22 protein-coding genes are annotated in these 21,885 nt (G+C 59.9%); 7 read left to right on the top strand and 15 right to left on the bottom strand.

What is annotated here, in order from left to right; translation table 11 throughout:
* On the bottom strand, positions 1-1,207 hold a 1,207-nt coding region (locus AC6RA8_RS13780; protein ID WP_500353313.1), incomplete at its 3' end, for a dihydroxy-acid dehydratase domain-containing protein.
* A 192-nt stretch (positions 1,208-1,399) separates the two neighbouring features.
* Between AC6RA8_RS13780 and AC6RA8_RS13775 the strand changes: the two genes are divergently transcribed.
* On the top strand, positions 1,400-2,209 hold the full coding sequence (locus AC6RA8_RS13775) for a division plane positioning ATPase MipZ (protein WP_500353312.1): 810 nt from the start codon (positions 1,400-1,402) through the stop codon (positions 2,207-2,209).
* A gap of 2 nt (positions 2,210-2,211) precedes the next feature.
* On the opposite strand, the gene AC6RA8_RS13770 is transcribed toward AC6RA8_RS13775, so the two are convergent.
* On the bottom strand, positions 2,212-2,649 hold the full coding sequence (locus tag AC6RA8_RS13770) for a MarR family winged helix-turn-helix transcriptional regulator (protein ID WP_500353311.1): 438 nt from the start codon (positions 2,647-2,649) through the stop codon (positions 2,212-2,214).
* 68 nt (positions 2,650-2,717) lie between these two features.
* Here AC6RA8_RS13770 and hmgA point away from each other — a divergent pair, with 68 nt between their 5' ends.
* The 6 genes from hmgA to AC6RA8_RS13740 all read left to right on the top strand — a co-directional run bounded on the left by hmgA (position 2,718) and on the right by AC6RA8_RS13740 (position 9,415).
* Positions 2,718-4,073, top strand: a complete 1,356-nt coding sequence (hmgA, locus tag AC6RA8_RS13765) for a homogentisate 1,2-dioxygenase (protein WP_500353310.1) — start codon at positions 2,718-2,720, stop codon at positions 4,071-4,073.
* Complete coding sequence (locus AC6RA8_RS13760) at positions 4,070-4,240, top strand: hypothetical protein (protein ID WP_500353309.1); 171 nt, start codon at positions 4,070-4,072, stop codon at positions 4,238-4,240. The genes hmgA and AC6RA8_RS13760 overlap by 4 nt, the downstream gene beginning before the upstream one ends.
* A gap of 107 nt (positions 4,241-4,347) precedes the next feature.
* Positions 4,348-5,604: a fumarylacetoacetase gene (gene fahA / locus AC6RA8_RS13755; RefSeq protein ID WP_500353308.1), complete on the top strand. Its 1,257-nt coding sequence runs from the start codon at positions 4,348-4,350 to the stop codon at positions 5,602-5,604.
* Positions 5,605-5,656: 52 nt separating this feature from the next.
* A complete protein-coding gene (locus tag AC6RA8_RS13750) occupies positions 5,657-5,878 on the top strand; it encodes a hypothetical protein (RefSeq protein WP_500353307.1) in 222 nt (73 codons plus the stop codon).
* Between the two features lie 314 nt (positions 5,879-6,192).
* The gene (locus AC6RA8_RS13745) at positions 6,193-7,371 is read left to right on the top strand and encodes an amidohydrolase family protein (RefSeq protein ID WP_500353306.1); all 1,179 of its coding nucleotides are present in this window, start codon (positions 6,193-6,195) and stop codon (positions 7,369-7,371) included.
* A gap of 376 nt (positions 7,372-7,747) precedes the next feature.
* Positions 7,748-9,415, top strand: a complete 1,668-nt coding sequence (locus tag AC6RA8_RS13740) for an ABC transporter substrate-binding protein (protein WP_500353305.1) — start codon at positions 7,748-7,750, stop codon at positions 9,413-9,415.
* Positions 9,416-9,528: 113 nt separating this feature from the next.
* Here the strand turns inward: AC6RA8_RS13740 and AC6RA8_RS13735 are convergent, their stop codons facing one another.
* The 13 genes from AC6RA8_RS13735 to AC6RA8_RS13675 all read right to left on the bottom strand — a co-directional run bounded on the left by AC6RA8_RS13735 (position 9,529) and on the right by AC6RA8_RS13675 (position 21,561).
* On the bottom strand, positions 9,529-9,996 hold the full coding sequence (locus AC6RA8_RS13735) for a 3-hydroxyacyl-CoA dehydrogenase family protein (protein ID WP_500353304.1): 468 nt from the start codon (positions 9,994-9,996) through the stop codon (positions 9,529-9,531).
* Entirely contained in the window at positions 9,993-10,844 is an 852-nt protein-coding gene (locus AC6RA8_RS13730; protein WP_500353303.1) for a helix-turn-helix transcriptional regulator, read from the bottom strand. Before AC6RA8_RS13730 ends, AC6RA8_RS13735 begins: the two co-directional genes overlap by 4 nt.
* A 99-nt stretch (positions 10,845-10,943) precedes the next feature.
* Positions 10,944-11,366 carry an acyl-CoA thioesterase gene (locus AC6RA8_RS13725; RefSeq protein ID WP_500353302.1) on the bottom strand — a complete coding sequence of 141 codons (423 nt, stop codon included), beginning with the start codon at positions 11,364-11,366 and terminating at the stop codon, positions 10,944-10,946.
* Positions 11,363-11,824, bottom strand: coding sequence for a flavodoxin domain-containing protein (locus tag AC6RA8_RS13720; protein WP_500353301.1), 462 nt, complete (start codon positions 11,822-11,824; stop codon positions 11,363-11,365). The genes AC6RA8_RS13725 and AC6RA8_RS13720 overlap by 4 nt, the downstream gene beginning before the upstream one ends.
* 10 nt (positions 11,825-11,834) lie before the next feature.
* Positions 11,835-12,011 (bottom strand): hypothetical protein, encoded by a 177-nt coding sequence (locus AC6RA8_RS13715; protein WP_500353300.1) that lies wholly within the window; start codon positions 12,009-12,011, stop codon positions 11,835-11,837.
* A gap of 11 nt (positions 12,012-12,022) precedes the next feature.
* Complete coding sequence (gene boxB, locus AC6RA8_RS13710; RefSeq protein ID WP_500353299.1) at positions 12,023-13,471, bottom strand: benzoyl-CoA 2,3-epoxidase subunit BoxB; 1,449 nt, start codon at positions 13,469-13,471, stop codon at positions 12,023-12,025.
* Between the two features lie 53 nt (positions 13,472-13,524).
* Complete coding sequence (gene boxC, locus AC6RA8_RS13705) at positions 13,525-15,183, bottom strand: 2,3-epoxybenzoyl-CoA dihydrolase (protein WP_500353298.1); 1,659 nt, start codon at positions 15,181-15,183, stop codon at positions 13,525-13,527.
* A 99-nt stretch (positions 15,184-15,282) separates the two neighbouring features.
* Positions 15,283-16,092, bottom strand: coding sequence for an alpha/beta fold hydrolase (locus tag AC6RA8_RS13700; protein WP_500353297.1), 810 nt, complete (start codon positions 16,090-16,092; stop codon positions 15,283-15,285).
* Positions 16,092-17,618, bottom strand: a complete 1,527-nt coding sequence (locus AC6RA8_RS13695) for a benzoate-CoA ligase family protein (RefSeq protein WP_500353296.1) — start codon at positions 17,616-17,618, stop codon at positions 16,092-16,094. The genes AC6RA8_RS13700 and AC6RA8_RS13695 overlap by 1 nt, the downstream gene beginning before the upstream one ends.
* An 85-nt stretch (positions 17,619-17,703) precedes the next feature.
* Entirely contained in the window at positions 17,704-18,576 is an 873-nt protein-coding gene (locus AC6RA8_RS13690; protein ID WP_500353295.1) for an amidohydrolase family protein, read from the bottom strand.
* Positions 18,573-20,345, bottom strand: a complete 1,773-nt coding sequence (locus tag AC6RA8_RS13685) for an AMP-binding protein (protein WP_500353294.1) — start codon at positions 20,343-20,345, stop codon at positions 18,573-18,575. Before AC6RA8_RS13685 ends, AC6RA8_RS13690 begins: the two co-directional genes overlap by 4 nt.
* Positions 20,342-20,800, bottom strand: a complete 459-nt coding sequence (locus AC6RA8_RS13680; protein WP_500353293.1) for a MarR family winged helix-turn-helix transcriptional regulator — start codon at positions 20,798-20,800, stop codon at positions 20,342-20,344. Before AC6RA8_RS13680 ends, AC6RA8_RS13685 begins: the two co-directional genes overlap by 4 nt.
* Positions 20,800-21,561, bottom strand: coding sequence for a crotonase/enoyl-CoA hydratase family protein (locus AC6RA8_RS13675; protein WP_500353292.1), 762 nt, complete (start codon positions 21,559-21,561; stop codon positions 20,800-20,802). Before AC6RA8_RS13675 ends, AC6RA8_RS13680 begins: the two co-directional genes overlap by 1 nt.
* Between the last annotated feature and the right edge of the window lie 324 nt (positions 21,562-21,885).

The raw sequence follows: 21,885 nt of genomic DNA, 5'->3' as shown, positions 1-21,885 counted from the left end.
GGCTTTTGCCAGCGCCCGGCTTCCAAGTCAGCGCGCCATCGATCAGCTTGGGTTCTTGGGTATAATTCTCCAACCCCTCGCCCGCGACCGTCTGCGTGTCAGCATGCAGCAGACCCGCGCCCAACAACTCGCCAATCATAAAGCCAAGGCCACCTGCTGCGTGGAAATGGTTCACGTCCGCCAGACCGTTGGGATAAACGCGTGCGATCAGCGGCGTCACTTCGGACAGATCGCAGAAATCTTCCCAATCCAGCACAATGCCCCCGGCCCGCGCCATGGCGATCAGGTGGATCAACAGGTTGGTGGATCCGCCAGTTGCATTCAGACCGACGATCCCGTTCACGAACGCCTTCTCATCCAGGATATTGCAAACCGGCGTGTAATTGTTGCCAAGGGCTGACAAGGACAACGCACGCTTGGCCCCTTCAACAGTCAGCGCGTCGCGCAGCGGCGTGTTCGGGTTCACGAAGGACGAGCCGGGCAAGTGCAAGCCCATGAACTCCATCAACATCTGGTTGGTGTTGGCCGTCCCATAGAAGGTACAGGTGCCCGGGCCATGGTAGGCGGCCATTTCTGAGGCGAGCAGCTCTTCGCGCGTGGCTTCACCCGCAGCAAACTTCTGACGCACCTTGGCCTTTTCATCGTTGGACAGACCGCTTGTCATCGGACCCGCGGGCAGGAACACGGCTGGCATGTGACCAAAGGATTGGGCGGCGATGATCAGGCCTGGCACGATCTTGTCACAAACGCCAAGAAAGACGGCGGCATCGAAAACGTTATGCGACAACGCCACGCCCGTCGCCATCGCGATCACATCGCGGGAAAACAGACTCAACTCCATGCCCGCTTCGCCTTGGGTCACGCCGTCGCACATGGCGGGCACGCCGCCTGCCACTTGCGCCGTTCCGCCCTCCGCCCGGATCGCGTCGCGGATCAGGGTTGGGTAAGTCTCGAACGGCTGGTGCGCCGAGAGCATGTCATTGTAAGCCGTGACAATCCCAAGATTGCCAACGCTGGCTTCGGCCAGCCGGGATTGATCAGGGCCAGCGGCGGCAAACGCATGGGCCTGACCACTGCAGGACAGGTGCGCGCGGGCCGGGCCTTGGGACTTGGCAGCAGCCATCCGGTCCAGATACCGACGCCGTGACGGCGCGCTGCGTTCGATTACGCGCTCTGTCACGCGCTCAAGTGTAGAGTGCAGGGGCATCTTGCTCTCCTATCTCCTCATCTCGGTTTGGCCATAGATTATCACAGGGTGCCTGATAGCGCTAACAGCTTCGATGTGCAATCACCGCGCCACGGTGCCGCAGGAAAGTTTCCAAGCCCGCTTTCAATGGGTGTGAACACAACATATAGTGGCCCAAAATTCGCAAAGCGGATGTGCGGTAAGGGGACAATCATGGCGCATATCATTGTTGTCGGCAACGAAAAGGGCGGGGCTGGCAAGTCCACCGTGTCGATGCATGTGGCCACGGCATTGGCGCGTGCGGGCAAGAAAGTCAGCGCACTTGATCTTGACCTGAGGCAGCGGACATTCGGACGCTATGTCGAAAACCGTCGCACGTTTCTGGCGTCGGCTGACCTCGACCTGCCATCACCCGATGTGCACGACCTGCCCGAAATTGACGCCGCGCAGCTCAAGCCCGGCGAAAACATCTATGACCACAGGCTCAGCGCCGCCGTTGCAACGCTGGAACCCGACAACGACTTTATCCTGATTGACTGCCCAGGCTCTCACACGCGTCTCAGCCAGGTCGCGCATTCACTGGCCGACACGTTAATTACGCCGCTGAATGACAGCTTTGTCGATTTCGACCTGCTGGCACGGATCGATTCAACGGGCGAGAAGATCCTTGGCCCCTCAGTCTATTCCGAGATGGTTTGGAACGCCCGCCAGTTGCGTGCTCAAGCGGGCCTGAAGCCCATCGACTGGATCGTGCTGCGCAACCGCATGGGCGCCCAGCGCATGGTCAACAAGGAAAAGATGGAACGCGCCATCAAGTTGCTAGCCAAACGTATCGGCTTTCGCATCGCCCCGGGCTTCTCCGAACGGGTGATTTTCCGTGAATTGTTCCCGCGCGGGCTCACCCTGCTCGATCTCAAGGACATCGGGGTGAAGCAACTGAACATCTCGAATGTTGCGGCAAGACAAGAGTTGCGGGACCTGATCAAGGCATTGAACCTGCCCGAGATCGAGGTCGATTTCTGATCCTAGTCTCGCTGCGCCAGACGCAATAGCAAGCCGCGCAACATCTTCGCCTCTTCGGCTGAAATACCGTCTGTCAGGGCTGCATCGTAGTCCTGCGCGATGCCTTTCAAATCGCGATAGACCTGCTGCCCGACCGATGTCAGCGTCAGGTATTCCACACGTCGATCGGTATCTGCGCGCGTACGGGTCAGGTATCGGCGCTCCGCCAGCCTTTGCACCGCGCGGCTGATCTTGGTTTTGTGCATCTGCGCCCGCGCACCAATGTCGCTGGCCGTCATGCGGCCATAGATGCCTAGGTGGAACAGCACCCGCCACTCGTTCCGCAACATCCCATACTTGTCTTTATAGACCTTCTGGAACTCAAGGCTCGAAGCCTCGGCCGCCTGGTTCAGTAGATAGGGAAGGAACTGACGGACATCGAAGTCTTTGGTTGATTTCATCGGGGCATCGCTTGTTAGTTACAAAAACAACTATTACATCAACAACCAATTCCGCAAGAGGGATCGCCATGAACCGCCAATCCGCGCCGCATTCCATGATCCAGGCCCCGTCCGGGGCGGGTATCACCGAAGGGTACATGCCTGGCTTCGGCAATGATTTCGAAACCGAAGCGCTGCCAGGTGCTCTGCCCGAGGGGATGAATTCGCCCCAGAAATGCAATTACGGGCTTTATGGCGAGCAACTGAGTGGCACAGCCTTTACCGATGTGCGGCCTGAACGGACATGGTGCTACCGCATCCGTCCCTCGGTAAAGCATTCCGGTCGGTACAACCGCATCGACCTACCCTATTGGAAATCCGCGCCGCACATCCCGGAAGATGTGACCAGCTTGGGTCAATACCGCTGGGATCCTGTGCCACACACCGATCAGGACCTGACATGGCTGACCGGCATGCGCACCATGACGACAGCGGGCGATGTGAACACGCAGGTGGGCATGGCCAGCCATATCTACCTGGTGACCGCGTCGATGAAGGATGCTTACTTCTTCTCGGCCGACAGCGAGCTGCTTGTGGTGCCGCAGGAAGGGCGGCTGCGCTTTTGCACCGAACTGGGGATCATCGACGTGGAGCCGCAGGACATCGCAATCCTGCCACGTGGTCTTGTCTACCGGGTCGAAGTTCTGGAAGGCCCCGCACGCGGCTTTGTCTGCGAAAACTATGGCGCGAAGTTTGAATTGCCGGGGCGCGGCCCCATCGGTGCAAATTGCATGGCAAACCCGCGTGATTTCAAAACCCCAGTCGCCGCATTCGAAGACCGCCAGGTCCCCTCGACCCTTACGATCAAATGGTGCGGCCAATTCCATGAAACGGAGATTGGCCACTCACCGCTGGATGTGGTGGCATGGCACGGAAACTATGCGCCACTAAAATACGACCTGAAAACCTACTGCCCTGTGGGAGCCATCCTGTTTGATCACCCCGACCCGTCGATCTTCACCGTGCTGACCGCGCCCTCCGGCCAACCGGGCGTCGCCAATATCGACTTTGTGCTGTTCCGCGAACGCTGGATGGTGGCCGAAGACACGTTCCGCCCGCCGTGGTATCACAAGAACATCATGTCGGAATTGATGGGCAACATTTACGGCCAGTACGATGCCAAACCGAAAGGGTTCGTGCCCGGGGGCATGTCCCTACACAATATGATGCTGCCGCACGGGCCGGACAAAAACGCGTTCGAAGGGGCCAGCAATGCCAGTCTTGAACCACACAAGCTCGACAGTACGATGTCATTCATGTTCGAAACCCGCTTTCCACAACACCTGACCCAGTTTGCCGCGCAAGAGGCGCCCCTACAGGACGATTACATCGACTGTTGGACGGATATTGAGAAGAAATTCGATGGGACGCCGGGCAAGAAATGATTGACCCCGGCCTTATCGCTATTGCTGTCTTTGTCGGTCTTGTCGGTGGCGTCATCTGGTCCTGGCGATCCAAGAAGGATCACGTCGCTCCTCTGGATCATACGCGCACGCAACCAGGTCGACGCCTCGAAGGATCGGATCACGTTGGCGGGGGCGGATCGGATTGATTGCCTTCCCGTCTTCTCATTCGCCAACCGGTTGGCTGCAGATCGGACTGACCGCGCCCGCCCCAACTCCAACTCTTTCAATTCCTGATTTCACGTAGGACCTTACGATGCCGCTGAATTCCTCATGGGTGTCCGGTGCCAATAGCGCCGAGACCGACTTCCCTCTGAACAACCTGCCCTACGGCGTCTTCTCGACTGACATGCTTGATGCCCGCTGTGGCGTGGCCATCGGGGACATGATATTTGACATGTACGCAGCCGAGGAACAGGGGATCATCGACCTCACGGACGAGCCTTTGTTCGATGTGCCCTTCTGGAACGAGTTGATGGAGCAAGGGCCCGCGGTCTGGACGGCCTTGCGCAACCGGCTCACCGACCTGCTCGTCGAGGGGTCCAAGGATCAGGCGCTTGTCGAACCGCTGCTTGTGCCCATGACGGATGCAACGCTGCACATGCCACTGGTTGTGTCGGAATTCACCGACTTCTACGCGGGCCGTCACCACGCCACAAATGTGGGCACAATGTTCCGTGGTCCCGAAAACGCACTACCACCGAACTGGCTGCATATCCCCATCGGCTACAATGGACGCGCTTCTTCTGTGGTTGTCTCAGGCACCGACATCCGCCGCCCTTGGGGGCAATTGAAGTCACCGGATCACGACCTGCCTGCATTCCTGCCGTCGCGCCGTTTCGATCTTGAGCTGGAAATGGGTGCCATTGTCGGCATGGCTTCGGACGGCCCCATCACTGTGGACGAGGCCGACGCCGCAATCTTTGGCTATGTGCTGCTAAACGACTGGTCAGCACGCGACATTCAGGCGTGGGAATACCAACCACTTGGCCCGTTTCAGGCCAAGGCAACCGCAACCTCTATCAGCCCATGGATTGTAACCAAGGCAGCGCTGGAACCCTTCCGCACGTCCACACCCGACAGCGAATTTGAACTGCTCGACCACCTCAAGGACGCCGGCCCGATGCTCTATGACATCGACCTGAGCGTCACGCTTGCGCCCGAGGGGAAGGCGGCGACAACCATCGCCCGAACCAACTACCGCGAGATGTATTACTCGTCCGCTCAGCAACTGGCGCATCACAGCACGTCCGGCTGCCCGATGAATGTGGGGGATCTTTTGGGGTCTGGCACCATCTCTGGCCCGACGAAACCGGAACGCGGGAGCCTGCTGGAACTCAGTTGGGGTGGCAAGGAACCCATCACGCTGGATACGGGAGAGACGCGTACGTTCCTTGAGGACGGTGACACACTGATACTAGCCGGTCATGCGCGGGGCGACGGATACCGCATCGGCTTCGGAACATGCAGTGGCACAATCCTTGCGGCGCTGGACGATCCCTACAAACGCTGATGTACTTCTGAAAGCACCCTGAAACAGTGCTGGTAATGCGAGGCACAGGAACATGACGAACAAACACGGTCCGACCCGGGGTGATCTGCTATTCCGCTTCTGGTTCTCGCTTGTCGGATTTTCCCTTCTGATCGGCGCCCTGATCTTTCGTGGCATCCCGCATGGCCCCGCCGGGTGGGAAGCCATTGGTCTGGCGACGTTGTTCTTTGGCGGCACTTTGATCTGGACAATGTGGAAGCTGATCCGACACGATCACAGTGACAGCCAGGACTGAACCCAAGATAGAACTGCCAACCCAGGCATGATCAGTTCCGACGCGACTGTTCTGCGAAGCGCAGGCTTGCGCGGCCCACCAAAATTTGAAACCGTCCGAGTGTAGTTCTGGCTCGGGCCTGTGCCCAAACGCCGCTGACATTCGCTTTCACGAAGGGGACGACATGACATGGCGGTTCTTCAACAGCGCGACAGTAATTTTCCTAAGCCCAGGCAAATCTTTATATCTGTGGGCACCACCATGAAAGGTGTGCAACCGTTAAGTGTGACCTGCATCGATTTGATTTAATAGTTTTTGGTACTGATTGAACTTTCATGACTGACATCCTGGTTCCCACATCCATGATCAAGGACCCGCATCGTTTCGGCGGCGTTGCACATGGAGATTGCGTGCACGGTGCGCCAGTTGTGAAAGACGGACGGTTGATCGCGCTTGATACTCCGACCGGCAACGCAACCCGGATGGTCCTGCCCAAATTGGTCGAACCGCATTGCCATCTCGACAAGTGTTACACCATCAGCCGGCTGGGTCAGGTGGGCGGCGACCTACACCATGCCCTCGCCAGCCAGCGTGCCGACAAAATCCATTGGGACGAAGACGACATTCGCACACGCGCCGCCAGTGGGTTAAAGGAAGCGCAACAGAATGGCTGCGAACTGATCAGAAGCCATATCGATTGGGGGGACGAGCCAGCACCGCCACTGTCGTGGTCCGTACTGGTCGAACTGGCCGAGGATCACCCGGGCCTACAACTCTCGGCCCTGACCAGCATTGATCAGTGGATCTATCCCGAATTTGCCACAACCGTGGGCAAGGTTCTGTCCTTCACCGATGGCGTGCTTGGCGCATTTGTCCACGGGCACGAGCAAACACGCTCGGGGTTGGAAGCCCTTTTTGCCACGGCCTCCGAACACGGCTTGATGCTGGATTTTCACGTAGACGAAGGCCTTGGTGCGCTCAACGGTCTGGAGCAGATTGCCGATGTGGCGCTGGAGACCGGTTTTGACCGCCCGATCCTCTGCGGCCATTGCGTCAGCCTGATGGACAGGCCTTCGCACGACGTACAACGCGTCGCGGACAAACTCGCGCGCGCAGGCATCACGGTGTGCGCGCTGCCTATCACCAATCTTTACCTACAAGGCCGTACCGACGGCACGCCAGATCGGCGCGGGATCACCCGGCTGAGAGAACTACGGGACGCCGGCGTGCCTATCGTCGTCGGTTCCGACAATGTGGCTGACGCCTTTTGCCCTGTTGGCGCGCATGATCCTCGTGCCGCATTGGCGCTTGCTAGCGTCACCGCACATTTGGACCCTCCCATGGGGGATTGGCTGCCAGCAATCACAACCGATGCAGCCCGTGCTCTTGGCGCAGCGGCCGTCACAGTCGACGGCGCCCAGTTGACCGAGCTGCTGACATGCGACGTCACCCACACCGCCGATCTGCTATCCGGTCGCGTGCCGCTGCAGCCAGCGCCCAAAACGCTCATGTGACTGCAATTGCAGGCTAGACGTGCGCCAGTGGACGGGCGCAATCCTGCTCGGACAACACAAACATGACCTGGCAGCCGTCTCCCCGCACTCAGTCGGCGAAATGCCCAATCACGTGCCCATATCCCGGTAAAAGGCGGTTTTGGGCCTGAGAACGGCGTGGAATCACAAAAGTATCGGATTCCTGTCGACTATTTCTATGTGCACTGCCCCCGACGATGGGGTTGACGCCATGCGCCTGATCGTTTGAACTCCGGGCGTCTCCCGGGAAGGGGTGGCGAAAAAACGCAGGGAAACTGCAACACCAAAGGGTCGGGCACTCACCCTGACCACATAAGGGCGTGAACATCTGTTCGCGACGCCAACAGAGAGGAAGAACATGACTTTTATGACCCGTACCGGCAAGCCGCTGCCGAAATCCATTGTGGATTCAGCGGCTAAAGTCGGCGCTGATCCGATCAACCGCCGCGAGTTCCTGGCCACGGCCAGCAGCTTTGGTGCCACGGCTGCCGTTGCCTACGGCATGCTTGGCCTGACCGCGCCCGCCGCCAAGGCTGCAGGGCACAAGGTGGGTGGCACGCTCCGCTACCAAACCGAAGTCCGCGCGCTGAAGGACCCGCGCACCTATGACTGGTCACAGATTGCCAACTTCTCACGTGGCTGGCTTGAATATCTGGTGACCTACGAGAACGACGGCACCTTCCAGCCCTCGCTGCTGGAAAGCTGGGAAATCAACGACGACGCCACCGTCTACACCCTGAATGTCCGCAAAGGCGTGAAGTGGAACAACGGCGAAGACTTCACCGCCGACGACGTGGCCCGCAACATCGCTGGCTGGTGCGAAAAGGACCTCGAAGGCAACTCGATGGCCGGTCGCTTCAACACGCTGATCGACGCCGACACCAACAAGGCCATTGAAGGTGCAATTGAAGTGGTCGACAGCCATACCGTCAAACTGAACCTGCCCGCCTCCGACATCTCGCTGATCGCCGGCATGGCGGACTATCCGGCGGCTATCGTGCACAGCAGCTACACGGCTGACACGGCGCTCAGCAACCCCATCGGCACCGGCCCCTACCTGCCGGAATCGCTCGAAGTGGGCGTGAAGGGCGTGCTGGTCAAGAACGCCGACCACACCTGGTGGGGCACAGAAGTCGCAGGCGGCCCCTACATGGACCGGATCGAGTATATCGACTACGGCACCGACCCCGCCGCCTGGATGGCCGCATCGGAAGCTGACGAAGTCGACATGAACTACTCGGTCGACGGTGACTTTGTGGATCTGATCGCGTCGATCGACGGCATGGTCCAGAATGACATCGTGACCGCTGCCACCATCGTAATCCGGCCCAACCAGTTGGCCGAAGTCGATGGCAAGCGCCCCTACGAAGACGAGCGCGTGCGCCGCGCCATCACCATGGCCGTCGACAACAACATCCTGCTCGAACTGGGTATCGGTGGCCGCGGCGAAGTTGCCGAAAACCACCACGTCGCACCCTTCCACCCGGAATATGCCGAACTGCCCCCGATGGAGGTCGATCCTGCAGGCGCCAAGGCCCTGATGGACGAGGCTGGCATGGGTGACTTCGAGCATGAGCTGATCTCGATCGACGATGGCTACCGCAAGGACACCACCGACGCGGTGGCTGCCCAGCTGCGCGATGCGGGCATCAACGTCAAACGGACAGTTCTGCCCGGCTCGACCTTCTGGAACGACTGGGCCAAGTACCCGTTCAGCTCGACCAACTGGAACCACCGCCCTCTGGGCGTCCAGATCTGGGCGCTGGCCTACCGTTCGGGCGAAGCCTGGAACGAGTTTGGCTGGTCCAGCCCTGAGTTCGACGAGAACCTGAAGAAAGCACTGGCTACAGCGGACGTGGAAGAGCGCCGCAAGCTGATGGCCATCGGTGAGAAGATGATTCAGGACGCAGGTGTGACAATCCAGCCTTACTGGCGGTCGCTGACCAACCACACCAAGGAAGGTCTGGTGGGTGGTGAACACCACATCACCTATGAATTCCGCCCGGCAAAGGTCGCCTGGACCTGAACCTCGGGATCAAGGAACTGAAAGGGGCCGCCACCGCGCGGCCCCTTTACTTTTTGAAAATCCGCACGGGCGGGGCGCATTTGGCACAGCCAAACAGCGTCCGCACGGCGCCCTCAGATCACCGCCAACCGATCCGCTGGAAAATGTAATAGTCGCACGGCGGCATCCATATCCGCAAGCAACGCGTCCCGCATCTCGTCGTGCAGGCGGGTCACCAAAACATCCCCCGCCAACTCTGTGCGCGGGACCTTCGCGAACCATGCCTCTTCACAGATCAAATCCTCGATCAGCGGATCGATGACGGCACCACCGCCCCCAGGATACCGATAGTAGCCCCAGCCGAACCGCTTTCCCATACGCCCTTCGGCAACCATGCGCGGCAACACCGGTGTCACATCTGCCCCATCGCGGACACGCAGAACCACATCCAGACCGATCAGATCCTGCGCCTCACATGGACCAAGCCCATACCCCCAGACCACCAATGCCTCATCGAGTTCCCAAGGGGTTGTGTGCCGGTAAAGCAGCCGCTCGCACGCGCGCCAGAAGACATCCTGTAGCGGCGCAACGGCCGCGCTCACGCCCCCAAACCTTCCAGGAAACGATGCTTGGCGATGATGGCCAGCAACTCGTTCACTGACATGGAGACGGGCTTGGATGATGTATCGACCTGCGCCAGGGCCCGTTCATAGGCTGGTGTGCGCGTGGTCAGGAGCGCCTTCAGTTGCTCCATGGCCGCCGGGTTGCCCTCCATGGGCCGCAGATCACCCTGCGCGCGCACACGGGCCATATGCTCGCCAGCGCTGGTGCGCACCCAAATGGTGTGGAAGCGTTCCAGCACCATGTCATAGGTCGCCTTGTCGCCAACAATACCGCCCGCGACGGCAAGGATCAGTTTGTCGTGTCGGGCCACCACCTGCGAGACTGCCTCGGCCTCCAGCGCGCGGTATCCGTCCTGCCCATAGAGGCCCATAACCTCGGACAAGGGCATGCCGGCTTTGGCTTCGACCTCCTGGTTCAACTCGATGAACGGTATCTTCAACTTCTCTGCGGCCAAGCGGCCCAAAGTCGATTTGCCTGCCCCGCGCAACCCAACCAGGCAAATACGCTGACCGCGCAACGCCATCGGGTTCTGCGGGGCCAACAACGCGCGCACACGCCCTTGAACCTGTGACGGCGCAGCCTGGTACAAACGCGCCACCCGCGCCACGTCTCCATCCATCGGGGCGGATTCGGACAGTAGGTCCTCAATCCGGACATTCAAAGCAGTCGCAACGCGCTCCAGCAGAATGACCGAGATATTGCCCTCCCCCGCCTCAAGCTGCGCAAGGTAGCGCGGGGATACGCCTGACCGCTCGGATAATGCACGGCGCGGCAGACCCAACGCCTCGCGTGCCGCGCGAACACGGGTCGCAAGGCGTGCAATCATCGGAACGGCTCCGTCGGGTATGGGTCGTGGTGATGTCATGCGCACGTTTTTTTGGTCTTATCAGGATGTTGTAGGGCGCATTCCCAACTGATCAACTATTCAAACGTCGCATATGTGGGGGGCAATCACCGCGCGCAGGTCCGGTGGCGCGGAACAGCTCTTGAATTTGTCCGCGACAACAAAAACACACGTGAACGTGCCCTCAAAGCACAGCACCCCGTCTTGATGCCCATCCACACGAAAAGTCACGGATTTTTCGCCCAAACGGCTCGGCCAAACAGAACAAATCAAACGGTGACGGGGTGTGACCGGCGATCGAAAATCCATGCTCATATGGACAAAGGGCGTGCCAATATTGCGATCCAGCTCAAGCTGATACCAGCCATCCCCGCCCAGATGGGCCTCCCACCACGCGTTTATGGCGTCCAGCGCAAACCAAGGCAGGCGGCCGGTATAGGCAATCTTGGCCGGATCACAATCGCCCCATGTGACCCGGATTTCATGTTGGAAAGCTGCGCTCAAGCAGCCTTGTCCGCTGCCATCAGGCCCATGATCCCCTGCACCCAAGGCAGAGCCACGTCCTCGGGCATATCGAACCCGGATGCATCGTGCAGACCACGTTCACCCACCTGAACAGCCCCCTGCGCTTTCAGCATGTCACTCAGCTTCATCGAGCCATGATTGAACGTCTCGGCGAACACCATGTCGCCCAGCCCGAAAATCGCAAAACGCACACCACTCAGGTCTGGTTTACCCTCGTTCAAAGCCTCTTCAAAAGGTAACGCGGTGGATGGCAGATCACCATTGCCATAGGTCGAGGTCACGATGATGTAGAACGTGTCCTTCTCCATCGCCGCCGGGTCCACATCAGCAAGGCTCTGGATATCGCAGTCGAACCCTTCGCCCAGTTCCGCCTCAATGTCTTCGCACAACATCTCGGAATTGCCCGTCTCGGACCCGTAGTAAATTCCAACTTTCATTCAACGCTCCCTAGTGCACGCGTTCGGGTTCCGCGGCTTTGTACCGGCGGCACATTTCGTCTTGCTCGTCCCGCGTCAGCATCATGTAAAGCGCAAGGCACATTCCGGTGCATCCGTCGCATTCCAGCGCGCAAAATGGGCGCTGGATCGGTGCATCGTCTGTAAGGGCTGTTCTGTCGATCTGCATAACATCCTCCATCAGGCCATATGCAGCTTAACATATTCGAAATCCCCTGGCTTGTTATCGATTCCCACGCGGGGCGGCGAAATCCAGCTTGCGTATTTTCCGGGCTCATAGCACGGCTTCATCAAGGACTGGATAAAGGCGCCGTCTTCCTTGGTCGGCAGCCATTCAGACGCGCGCGCATCCCACTCTTCCTGACTGATAAAGGTGCCTTCCGGCGTGATGGGCTGGTTCGCGAAGACGCCGATCTTCCGGTGGAATCCCTCATGTGGCAGCTTCAATTCAAAGTCGATGCCCGTGCGCGAAATCTGCTTGTTCCAACGGCGCAAACCACCGGAGGCATCGCGCACATAGTCATCGCGCAACCGCATGTTGATGGCCGTCAGGGCGGGCACATCCTCGGTGACGATCTTGCCATCGACAATGCTCGCCACCTTGTAGGTGTCATTTGTCAGCTTGTGATCGTCCTCGATCCGCTGCTCCATGTAGCGGCCTTTGATACCGGCGTTAAAGGCATTGGCGGCGTTCGTGCTGACCTCTTGTCCGAACAGATCAAGGCTCAGCGTGTAGTGCAGGTTCAGCTTTTTCTGGATCGTAGGCAGGTCGATCACACCCAGATCGCGGATTTTGTCGATGTCATAAGGATCGTCGATCCCGTTCTCCTGCATCGCGGCCAAGGTCGCCTGAATGGTCCGCGTCACACCCGTCTCACCCACAAACATGTGGTGCGCCTCCTCGGTCAGCATGAAGCGGCAGGTGCGGGACAGCGGGTCAAAGCCGGACTGCGCAAGGCTTTCGAGCTGCATCTTGCCATCACGGTCGGTGAAATAGGTGAACATGAAAAAGGACAACCAGTCTGGCGTTTCCTCGTTGAAAGCCCCCAGCATCCGCGGCGCCTCGTCCGAGCCGGAAGAACGGACCAGCATATCATCCGCCTCCTCACGCCCATCCTTGCCGAAATACTTTTGCAGCAGGTAGACCATGGCCCACAGGTGCCGGCCTTCTTCCACATTGACCTGAAACAGGTTGCGCATGTCGTACAGGCTGGGCGCCGTCAGCCCAAGAAAGCGCTGCTGTTCAACCGACCCCGGCTCGGTATCGCCCTGGATCACGATCAGGCGCTTGAGCATGTTGCGATACTCGCCCGGGACTTCCTGCCAAGCGGGTTCACCGTAATGTTCCCCCATGGGAATACGCCGATCCTCAACGGCAGGAGCCAACAAAACACCCCACCGATATTCCGGCATCTTCACGTAATCGAACTTGGCCCAACCCTTGGGGTCCACGCTCACAGCAGTGCGCAGATAGACCATGCTTTCCTGAAAATTCTGCGGGATCAGGTCATTCCACCAGTTGATGTAACCGGGGTGCCATTTCTCGAGGGCTTTCAGCACCTTACGATCCTGGCTCAGCCCCACATTGTTGGGGATTTGGGTGTCATAGCTGACGTTCATCACAGTCATGTCTTCATCTCCTCCGGGAGCCAAAGATTTTTCGTCCGAAAAACCTTGGCCCGTTACACACGTTCCATATTGAAATCTCCGCGCACACCGGTCCCGTACCGCTGCAACGCGCCGTCTTCGCCAACCGCGTTGGGGCGGTTGAAGATCCAGTTCTGCCATGCGGTGAGACGCCCAAAGATGCGCGTCTCCATCGTCTCCGGCCCCGCAAAGCGCAGGTTCGCCTCCATCCCCGTCATGGCGTCGGGTGAGAAGCTCGCACGTTCTTCTAGGAAGATACGAATTTCATCCTCCCAATCGATGTCATCCAGGATCTCGGTCACCAGCCCCGTGTCATCAGCCTCCTCAGCCTCAAGCGCCTCGCCAATCTGATCGCGCAGCCCCTCGGCATCGTCCGATCCGTAGAACCGTGTCTGCAACCGGGTCAGATCATTGCCCATCGGGTAGGCGCCGAAATTCCCTTCGCTCAAGGTGATGGTGGCAAGGGGGCGATTGTCGCCCTCGAACTCGTCCTCCATCATGTAGGACCGATCCACCGCCCAGATCAGCTCGGCCAGCACACCGGCAAAGCAACTCCCATGCTCGACCAGCGCCACCAATGATCGGGAGGTCACATCGACCCGCTTCAGCACACGCTTCCAGTAGTGCCGGATTTCGTTGCCCAGCCAGTGATCAGGGTTATCCAGGATCAACGCCTCATGCGCCAGAACAGCGTCCGGATCGCCTTGGCTGCGGATCACCCACAGGCCGGCCTCCATCTCGTTCAGGCGCAGATGCAGGATGGCATCCTCCAACTCCCGCGCCAAGCGCAGGATGTAGGATTGATCACCCTCCGCCACCAATGCATCCACGTCCGCAGGGGCATCACCCTCCGGCCCCTTGATCAAAATCTCCGCCCGCCGCGCCGCGCGATCCACGGTCACCTCGACCATTCCATAGGACACCGACCCATCGTCAGACACGGTTCGCTCAATCGGCCCCAACGCAATCCCCTGCGCCACATCCGGCTTATCCGAGGCGTCCGCAAACTCGGCCGCCCGTGCCGCAACAACCTCGTCAAAGCGGGCGTTGGGCACCGCCTCGTCCACCAGTTTCCACTGCACGGCCCGCTTGCCCTTCACGCCTTCCTCGGTCGAACAGAATACATCCGCCCGATCCCGCCGCACCATCCGCTTGTCGGTCACACGGGTCAGGCCACCTGTCCCCGGCAGCACCGCCAGCAGCGGCACCTCGGGCAAGGCAACCGAAGAGGTCGAGTCATCCGTCAGCATGATGTGATTGCACGCCAAGGCCAGTTCGTATCCGCCACCGGCGCAGGCGCCTTTCACAGCCGCCACGTATTTCTGCCCACTCTCAGCCTCCGCCGCCTCGTAGGTGTTGCGCGTCTCGTTCGTGAACTTGCAGAAGTTCACCTTGTGGGAATGCGCCGCCCCGCCCAGCATCCGGATGTTGGCACCTGCGCAAAACACCCGGTCCTTAGCGGATTTCATCACAACCACCTTCACTTCCGGATGCTCGAAGCGCATCCGCTGCACCACATCATTCAACTCGATGTCGACGCCAAGATCGTAGGAATTCAGCTTCAACTGATACCCATCGAACAATCCGCCATCTTCATCCACATCCATCCACAGGGTCGCCACTGGGCCATCATAGTCCACACGCCAATGGCGATATCGGGACGGGTCAGTGCGAAAATCGATGATCTGGGTCATGAATCACATGCACCTTGCAAGGTCGAAAGTGGCAGTATGCTACAACGCAGCTTGGTAAAAATGCACAATATGCCGCCACATACAGCAATTTAATGCACTTTAATGCGCCTCCGAGGGGGCATCCTCCAGCGCGATCAACGTCTCGCAGAACCCTGCCACCGCAGGTGTCACGATCTCGGGCGCATCCTGATGTGGCGCATGTCCCGCGCCATCCACGATCAGCGCTTCGACGGGGGAATAGGCACGTTCCTCGACCTCGCGCACCTGCGCGAGCGTGCCATAAGCATCCTCGGCCCCTTGCACGACCAGCGCCGGAATGCGCCAGTGATCAATCGCATCCGCCACATTCCAAGCGACAAAGCCGGGATCGGTCCAGGCGTCATGCCACCCGTAAAAGGCCACGTAAGGATCATCGTGATGGCGCGCCAACCGGTCTTTCAGGTCGCCCGTTTCATAGGCCACCTTCGCCGCGCGAATGGCCTCCAACCCCTCGGGCTCCGTAAAGAAGTGCGGCGCGATCAGGATCAGTCCCCGCACGCGCATATCCGACACCGTCCCGGCATAGATGCCCGCAATTGTCGCGCCGTCCGAATGGCCCAGCAACACGGCATGCTCGATCCCGGCGGCATCCATGAGCGGTCCCAGAACATCAACCGCCTCGCGGCTCATGTAGTCCAGCGGGCGTGGCAAAGTGACGGTCGAAGACCGACCATATCCCGCACGGGAATAGGCCAGCACCCCCATGCCGGTCGCAGCAGCCAGCTCGGCAGGCCAGTCCCGCCACAGACCGACAGATCCAAGCCCCTCATGCAACATCACCAGCGTTGGCGCGTCACCGGGCGCAGGACCCCAACACGCATAGTCCAGCACCTGCCCCGCAACCGAAACCGTACCCGCCGACCACTCCATCACACATCCTCGCGCAGCTTGAACCTTTGGATCTTGCCTGTCGCCGTCTTGGGCAGGCTGTCCACACATTCGACCCAGCGCGGATACTTCCACTTGCCCACGCGGTCCTTCACATGATCCTTGAGCACCTCTTCCAAGCCCTCGGGGCGTTGCCCATGCGGCACGACAAAGGCCTTGGGTTTGTCCAAGCCGTCCGCATCCTTCATCGCCACGACAGCGCACTCCAACACGGATGCATGAGACGTAATGGCCTGCTCCACCTCGAAGGGGCTGACCCAGATGCCAGACACCTTGAACATGTCATCCGTCCGCCCACAGTAAACATACCGCCCATCTTCGCGGCGCTCGTATTTGTCACCTGTCCGCGTCCATACGCCTTCGAATGTCTCGCGAGTTTTGTCGCGCCGGTTCCAATAGCCGCCCGCGGCCGACGCCCCATTGACCAGCAACTCGCCCACTTCGCCCGTGCCGACATCTGCGCCATGCTCATCCACCAGCCGTACCTCATAGCCCGGCACAGGCACACCCGACGTGCCATACACGACGTCACCCGGTGCATTGGATAGAAAGATATGCAGCATCTCGGTCGATCCAACCCCATCCAGAATCGGCACACCGGTCAACTTTTCCCAACGAGTGCCAACATCCTCCGGCAAAGCTTCGCCAGCGGAAATGCACGTACGCAAGGGCGCATCGGGCGTACCTTCCGCCTCCAAATGCGCAACCATCGCAGCATAGAGCGTTGGGACGCCGCAGAAGACGGTCGGCTGTTCGTCAGCAATCACCTGCACCATGATATCCGGCGTGGGCCGCCCACCAAAGATCACGACCGTTGCCCCAACCGACATGGGAAAAGTCATCGCGTTGCCCAGGCCATAGGCGAAAAAGAACTTGGCCGCCGAAAACACCACGTCGTCTTCACGCACCTGCAGAACCTGTGCGCCATAGGTGTCAGCCGTGGCCCGCAGGGCCGAATGGATGTGATGCACGCCCTTGGGTTGCCCGGTCGAGCCCGAGGAATAAAGCCAGAAGGCCGTCTCGTCGTCCTTGGCCTCAAAAGGCGCAATGGGGCCGTCAGCCCTGGCCATGAAATTTTCGTAGGTCTCGGCTCCATCCCGGGCATCGCCAATCACCACGACCCGGCGCAGGTGCGGATTGTCCGCCAAAACGGGCGCCACGGCCTCCCACAACGCTTCCGACACAACCAACATCGTGGCGCGACTATCGCGCAGGATGGCGTCATAAACGGGGGTCGCCAGTAACGTGTTCAGCGGCACCGGAATGACTCCGGCCTTGAGAGCGCCCCAGAACAGGATCGGAAACTCCATCTGATCCAGCACCAGTATGGCCACCCGTTCCTCGGGCCGGATACCCGCCGCTAGAAACGCCGCCCCGGCGCGCCCCGATGCGCCGGCCAGCGTGCCATAGGTCAGGTTGCGTCCCGTGCCGACCTCGCGAAAAGCAACCTTGTCGCCCCGCCCCTCGGTGACATGTCGATCCACGAAATACGATGCCGCGTTTGCCATGCGTCCCCTCCCAAAGACTCATGAAGATGCTTTATCCTGCATCCCGCGCCCAATTGCCGCAACCGCCCGCCGGGCAGTGGGCAATTTAATGCAATCCAAGCAACCGCGCCGCATTATCCTTCAAAATGCCGGGGCGCACCTCGTCCTTGATGTCGATCCCATCGAAATCGTTGAGCCACCGTTCGGGCGCGATCATGGGCCAGTCCGACCCAAACAGCATCTTCTTGCGCAGGATCGAATTGCAGTATCGCACAAGGATCGGAGGAAAATACTTCGGCGACCAACCCGACAGGTCGATATAAACATTCGGCTTGTGCTGCGCGACGGCCAGCGCTTCCTCCTGCCAGGGAAAGGATGGGTGGGCCAGAATGATCTTCAGGTCCGGGAAATCGACAGCCACATCATCCATATACATCGGGTTCGAATACTTCAGGCGCATCCCATTGCCCCCGCGCATGCCAGAACCAACCCCTGTCTGCCCGGTGTGAAACAGGGCAATGCCGCCCTCATCCTCGATCGCGCGATACAGGTCATAGGCCATGCGATCATTGGCATAAAAGCCCTGCATGGTCGGATGAAACTTGAACCCCTTGATGCCAAAGTCGCGCATCAGTCGCTTGGCCTCGCGCACACCCATCGTGCCCTTCCACGGGTCAATACTGGCAAAGGGGATCAGGATGTCGCTGTTTTCGGCGGCAATCTCCGCCACCTCTTCATTGGCGTAGCGGCGGTAGCCCGTCTCCCGCTCGGCATCGACAGGAAAGATCACGGCGGCAATGTTCTGCGCCCGGTAATGTGCCGCCGTCTCGGGCACGGTCGGCGGATGTTTCCAGGGCGCACGGAAATACTCCGCCATGGTCGATTGCAAGTCATCATAGCCGTCATCCGCATGACACCCACACGGCTCTTCCGCATGGGTGTGGATGTCGATGGCGCGGACCTTTTCCAGATCAATCATAGGACAATACTCGCAGGATCGTTGTCGTCATAAAGCCGGTCCACCAGGTGGGCCCGGCGCTCCAGCAGCTTGGCAAAATTAAGGTTGCCCTTGGCCGTCAACTCACCTGCCCCGATGTCAGGCGGCTCCGACAAAACCAAGGCGCGCGCCACCACGCGGGCCGAGCCAGAGACGGCTTCAGATCGGGTATACATACGCTTTCGTATGTAATTTGATGCTGCGCAGCATAGCGCACCGTTGTCAGCCGTTCCATCCACCGCATCAGGCCCCGGAACCACCAACATTCCAACCTCGTCGCGCCCGGCACCGCAGATCACCACATCCTGCGCCAACGGACCAAGCAGCGCCAGCATCTCCAATCGGATTTGCGCCGCCTGCACCCATATGCCCGTGCTCAACTTGAAGTCTTCAGACAACCGCCCATCAAAGCGCAAGCCCTTGCCCATATCGTCCGGATCAACAAAACGCATCGCATCTCCGGTGATGAAAAACCCCTCATCATCAAAAGCTTCTTCGGTTTTCTCAGGCGCATCGTGATAACCAGAGAACACATTGCCCCCCTTCACCCGCACGTCCATGCGCCCTGCCCCATCGTTAATCAGCTTCACAGTCACGCCAGTCATCGGCACGCCGACAATGCCGGCGCCCTTGGCGGGCACATGCTGCAAAAGCGCGGCAGGCGCCGTCTCTGTCAGTCCCCAGCTTGACGTGATCAGCGGCATCCGCCCCGCCGAATCCACTGCCATACGCTCTAGTATGCTCCACGTCTCCTGAGGGAGCGATGCACCCGCATAAAAGATCATATCGAGATCGCGAAAATACGTCTCACGCAGCGCCGCATCCCGCTCCATCGCCGCAACCAATTGGGCAAACCCAATCGGCACGTTGAACGAGATTGTGCCCGACACCAGCCCCAGATTCTCGACCGTGCGCGCAAACTTCGCCGGGATCGGCGCACCATCGTCAATATACAGCGCGCCGCCATTCGCCAGCACCAGATTGAAGTTGTGCGAGCCGCCAAACACGTGATTCCACGGCAGCCAATCGACCAACACCGGCGGGCGGGCAGAGACAAAGGGCAAACCATCCCGAATCTGCGCCTGATTGGTGGTCATCATCCCGTGGGTCGTCACCACGGCATTCGGGTCGGAGGTAGAGCCGGAGGTCAAAAGCAGTTTCGCCACGGTCTCGGGCCCAACGCCGGCATGGACCGCATCCACATCTGCCGCCCCGGTCAAACCATCCAACGCTGCCGCGCGCCCAGACACCACACGTGACACCAGCTTCGGGCACTCAAACACATCCAACGCAGCGCCAAACGCGTCATCATCGGCCGCATAGACCAACGCGGGCTTCACAAGGTCGCGCACATACTCCAACCGCCCCCGCGCCGCCGGGATCAGGCTGTATTGCGCCGCCACAGGAATGGTCACCAGCCCAACATATTGCGCCGCCAACGTCAGCAACGCATGGTCAACCGAATTGCCGGACAGGATCAGGATCGGCCCATCGACACCGCGCACCAGCAGCCCGGCCGCCAGATCGCGCATGCGGGCACGCGCATCTGAATACGATACCGTATGCCAACCTTCCCCGGACCGCTCGGCCAGAAACACTGCATCCGGTGTCCGCGCCGCCCACCGATCCAGCCATACCCCTGTGCAGCGATCGACTGCAGACATCTCGTATCCGGACCGCAACAAGATCGACCCATCGGCACGATCCTCCCGCACCACCTTGTGCGGCCGCAGGTCCAGATGATCCGTCATCCCCGCCCCTCAATCCGCATCAGCGCTTTCTTCACCACGGCAATCTCGACCTCGCGCAACCCATCCAGCATACGCCGATCATGCGCGCGCACCGCAGCCCGCGCTTTTTCGTAGACTTGCCGCCCCGCCAACGTGCATTGCAAGGCATAGGCCCGGCGATCCGTCTCGCTCGGCGCACGCGTCACCCATCCCGCCTCTTCCAGCTGGTCCACATAGACCACTACATTCGCCCGCTCCACAGACAGCGCCTCGGCCAGCTGACTGGGGCGCAGGCCCGGGTTCTCAACAATCATCGACAGGGCAGAAAAGGTCAGCATGCGCAGCCCGAACGGTTCCAACGTCCGCGCCAGATCCGCCTGCAACACATTGAAAGCGCGTTTCATGTTATAGCCAACAAAATCACGCAGCGCTGCGTCCGACGCGCCATCCGCGGGCTTCTCCTTTGGCTTTTCCATCACCGAAACCTCGGGCTGCGTTTTTCAAGAAAGGCTGCCAGACCTTCGACAGCATCGGGCGAAGTCTGAGACAACGCCGTGGCCAAGCTTTCAACAAACAGCCCGTCCTGCCGCGACATGTCTGCAATCCGCGCAATCCCTTGAATCATCATGTAGTTCGACAATGGCGCATTCCCGGCGATCTGCGCCGCAATCTCCAAGGCGCGCGGCAGCGCCTCACCTGGGCCAACCGCGTAATGCGCCAGTCCCAGCGCCACCGCCTCGTCCGTTCCGTATTTGCGCCCGGTCAGCATCATCTCGGTCATCCGGTCGGGCCCAAGGATACGCCCAACCCGCACTGTCGCCCCTCCCCCGACAAAGATCCCGCGCCGCCCCTCGGGCAGCTGGAAGATACAATCAGGCTCAGCAATCCGCACATGGGTCGACGTGGCCAACTCCAACCCACCGCCAATCACCGCGCCCGTCATGGCCGAAACAACAGGCAGGCCAGATCCCTGCACCTTGTCCATCAGCGCATGCCATCCGCGCGAATGGTGCAAGGTGCCTTCGGCATCGCGCGCCACATGCTCCGACAGGTCCAGACCGGCACAATAATGCCCGCCCGCCCCCGTTAGGACGGCAACACGCACACCCTCTGGCGGCGCGGAAAAGAACGCATCGATCTCGGCCAAAAGCCCGTCAGACATGGCGTTGCGCTTCTCCGGGCGATTGAGCGTCAGAACCGCAACCGCCTCCTGAACATCCACCACTAAATCCGGCATGCACGCCCCTTTAGTTATGCTACATAACTATCCAAGCATACCTCTCCCATTCCGGCAAGCCCGCCCTTAACGACCCATTAAGGTTAACGCACCGCACGCGGCCTTAACTCCGCGCGACGCGCCGAAAACGCTCAAGCCGGTGTACGGGGGGTGCACAGGGGGTGTACGGATGGTGACAAGCCCATCGCCCTTGTTTTCATGGCATTAACGCCCGTGTCAGGCAAAACCCGCCGCTCGGGCCACCGAACGTTGCGTGTCAGGGGATCAGAAACAGCGTGATGGCCGGGAAAGCGACCAGCAGAATCACCCGGAAAATGTCCGACC

Source organism: Tateyamaria sp., assembly GCF_059783535.1.
The sequence above is the reverse complement of the archived record's forward strand: the minus strand, read 5'-3'. Positions and strand labels throughout refer to the sequence as shown.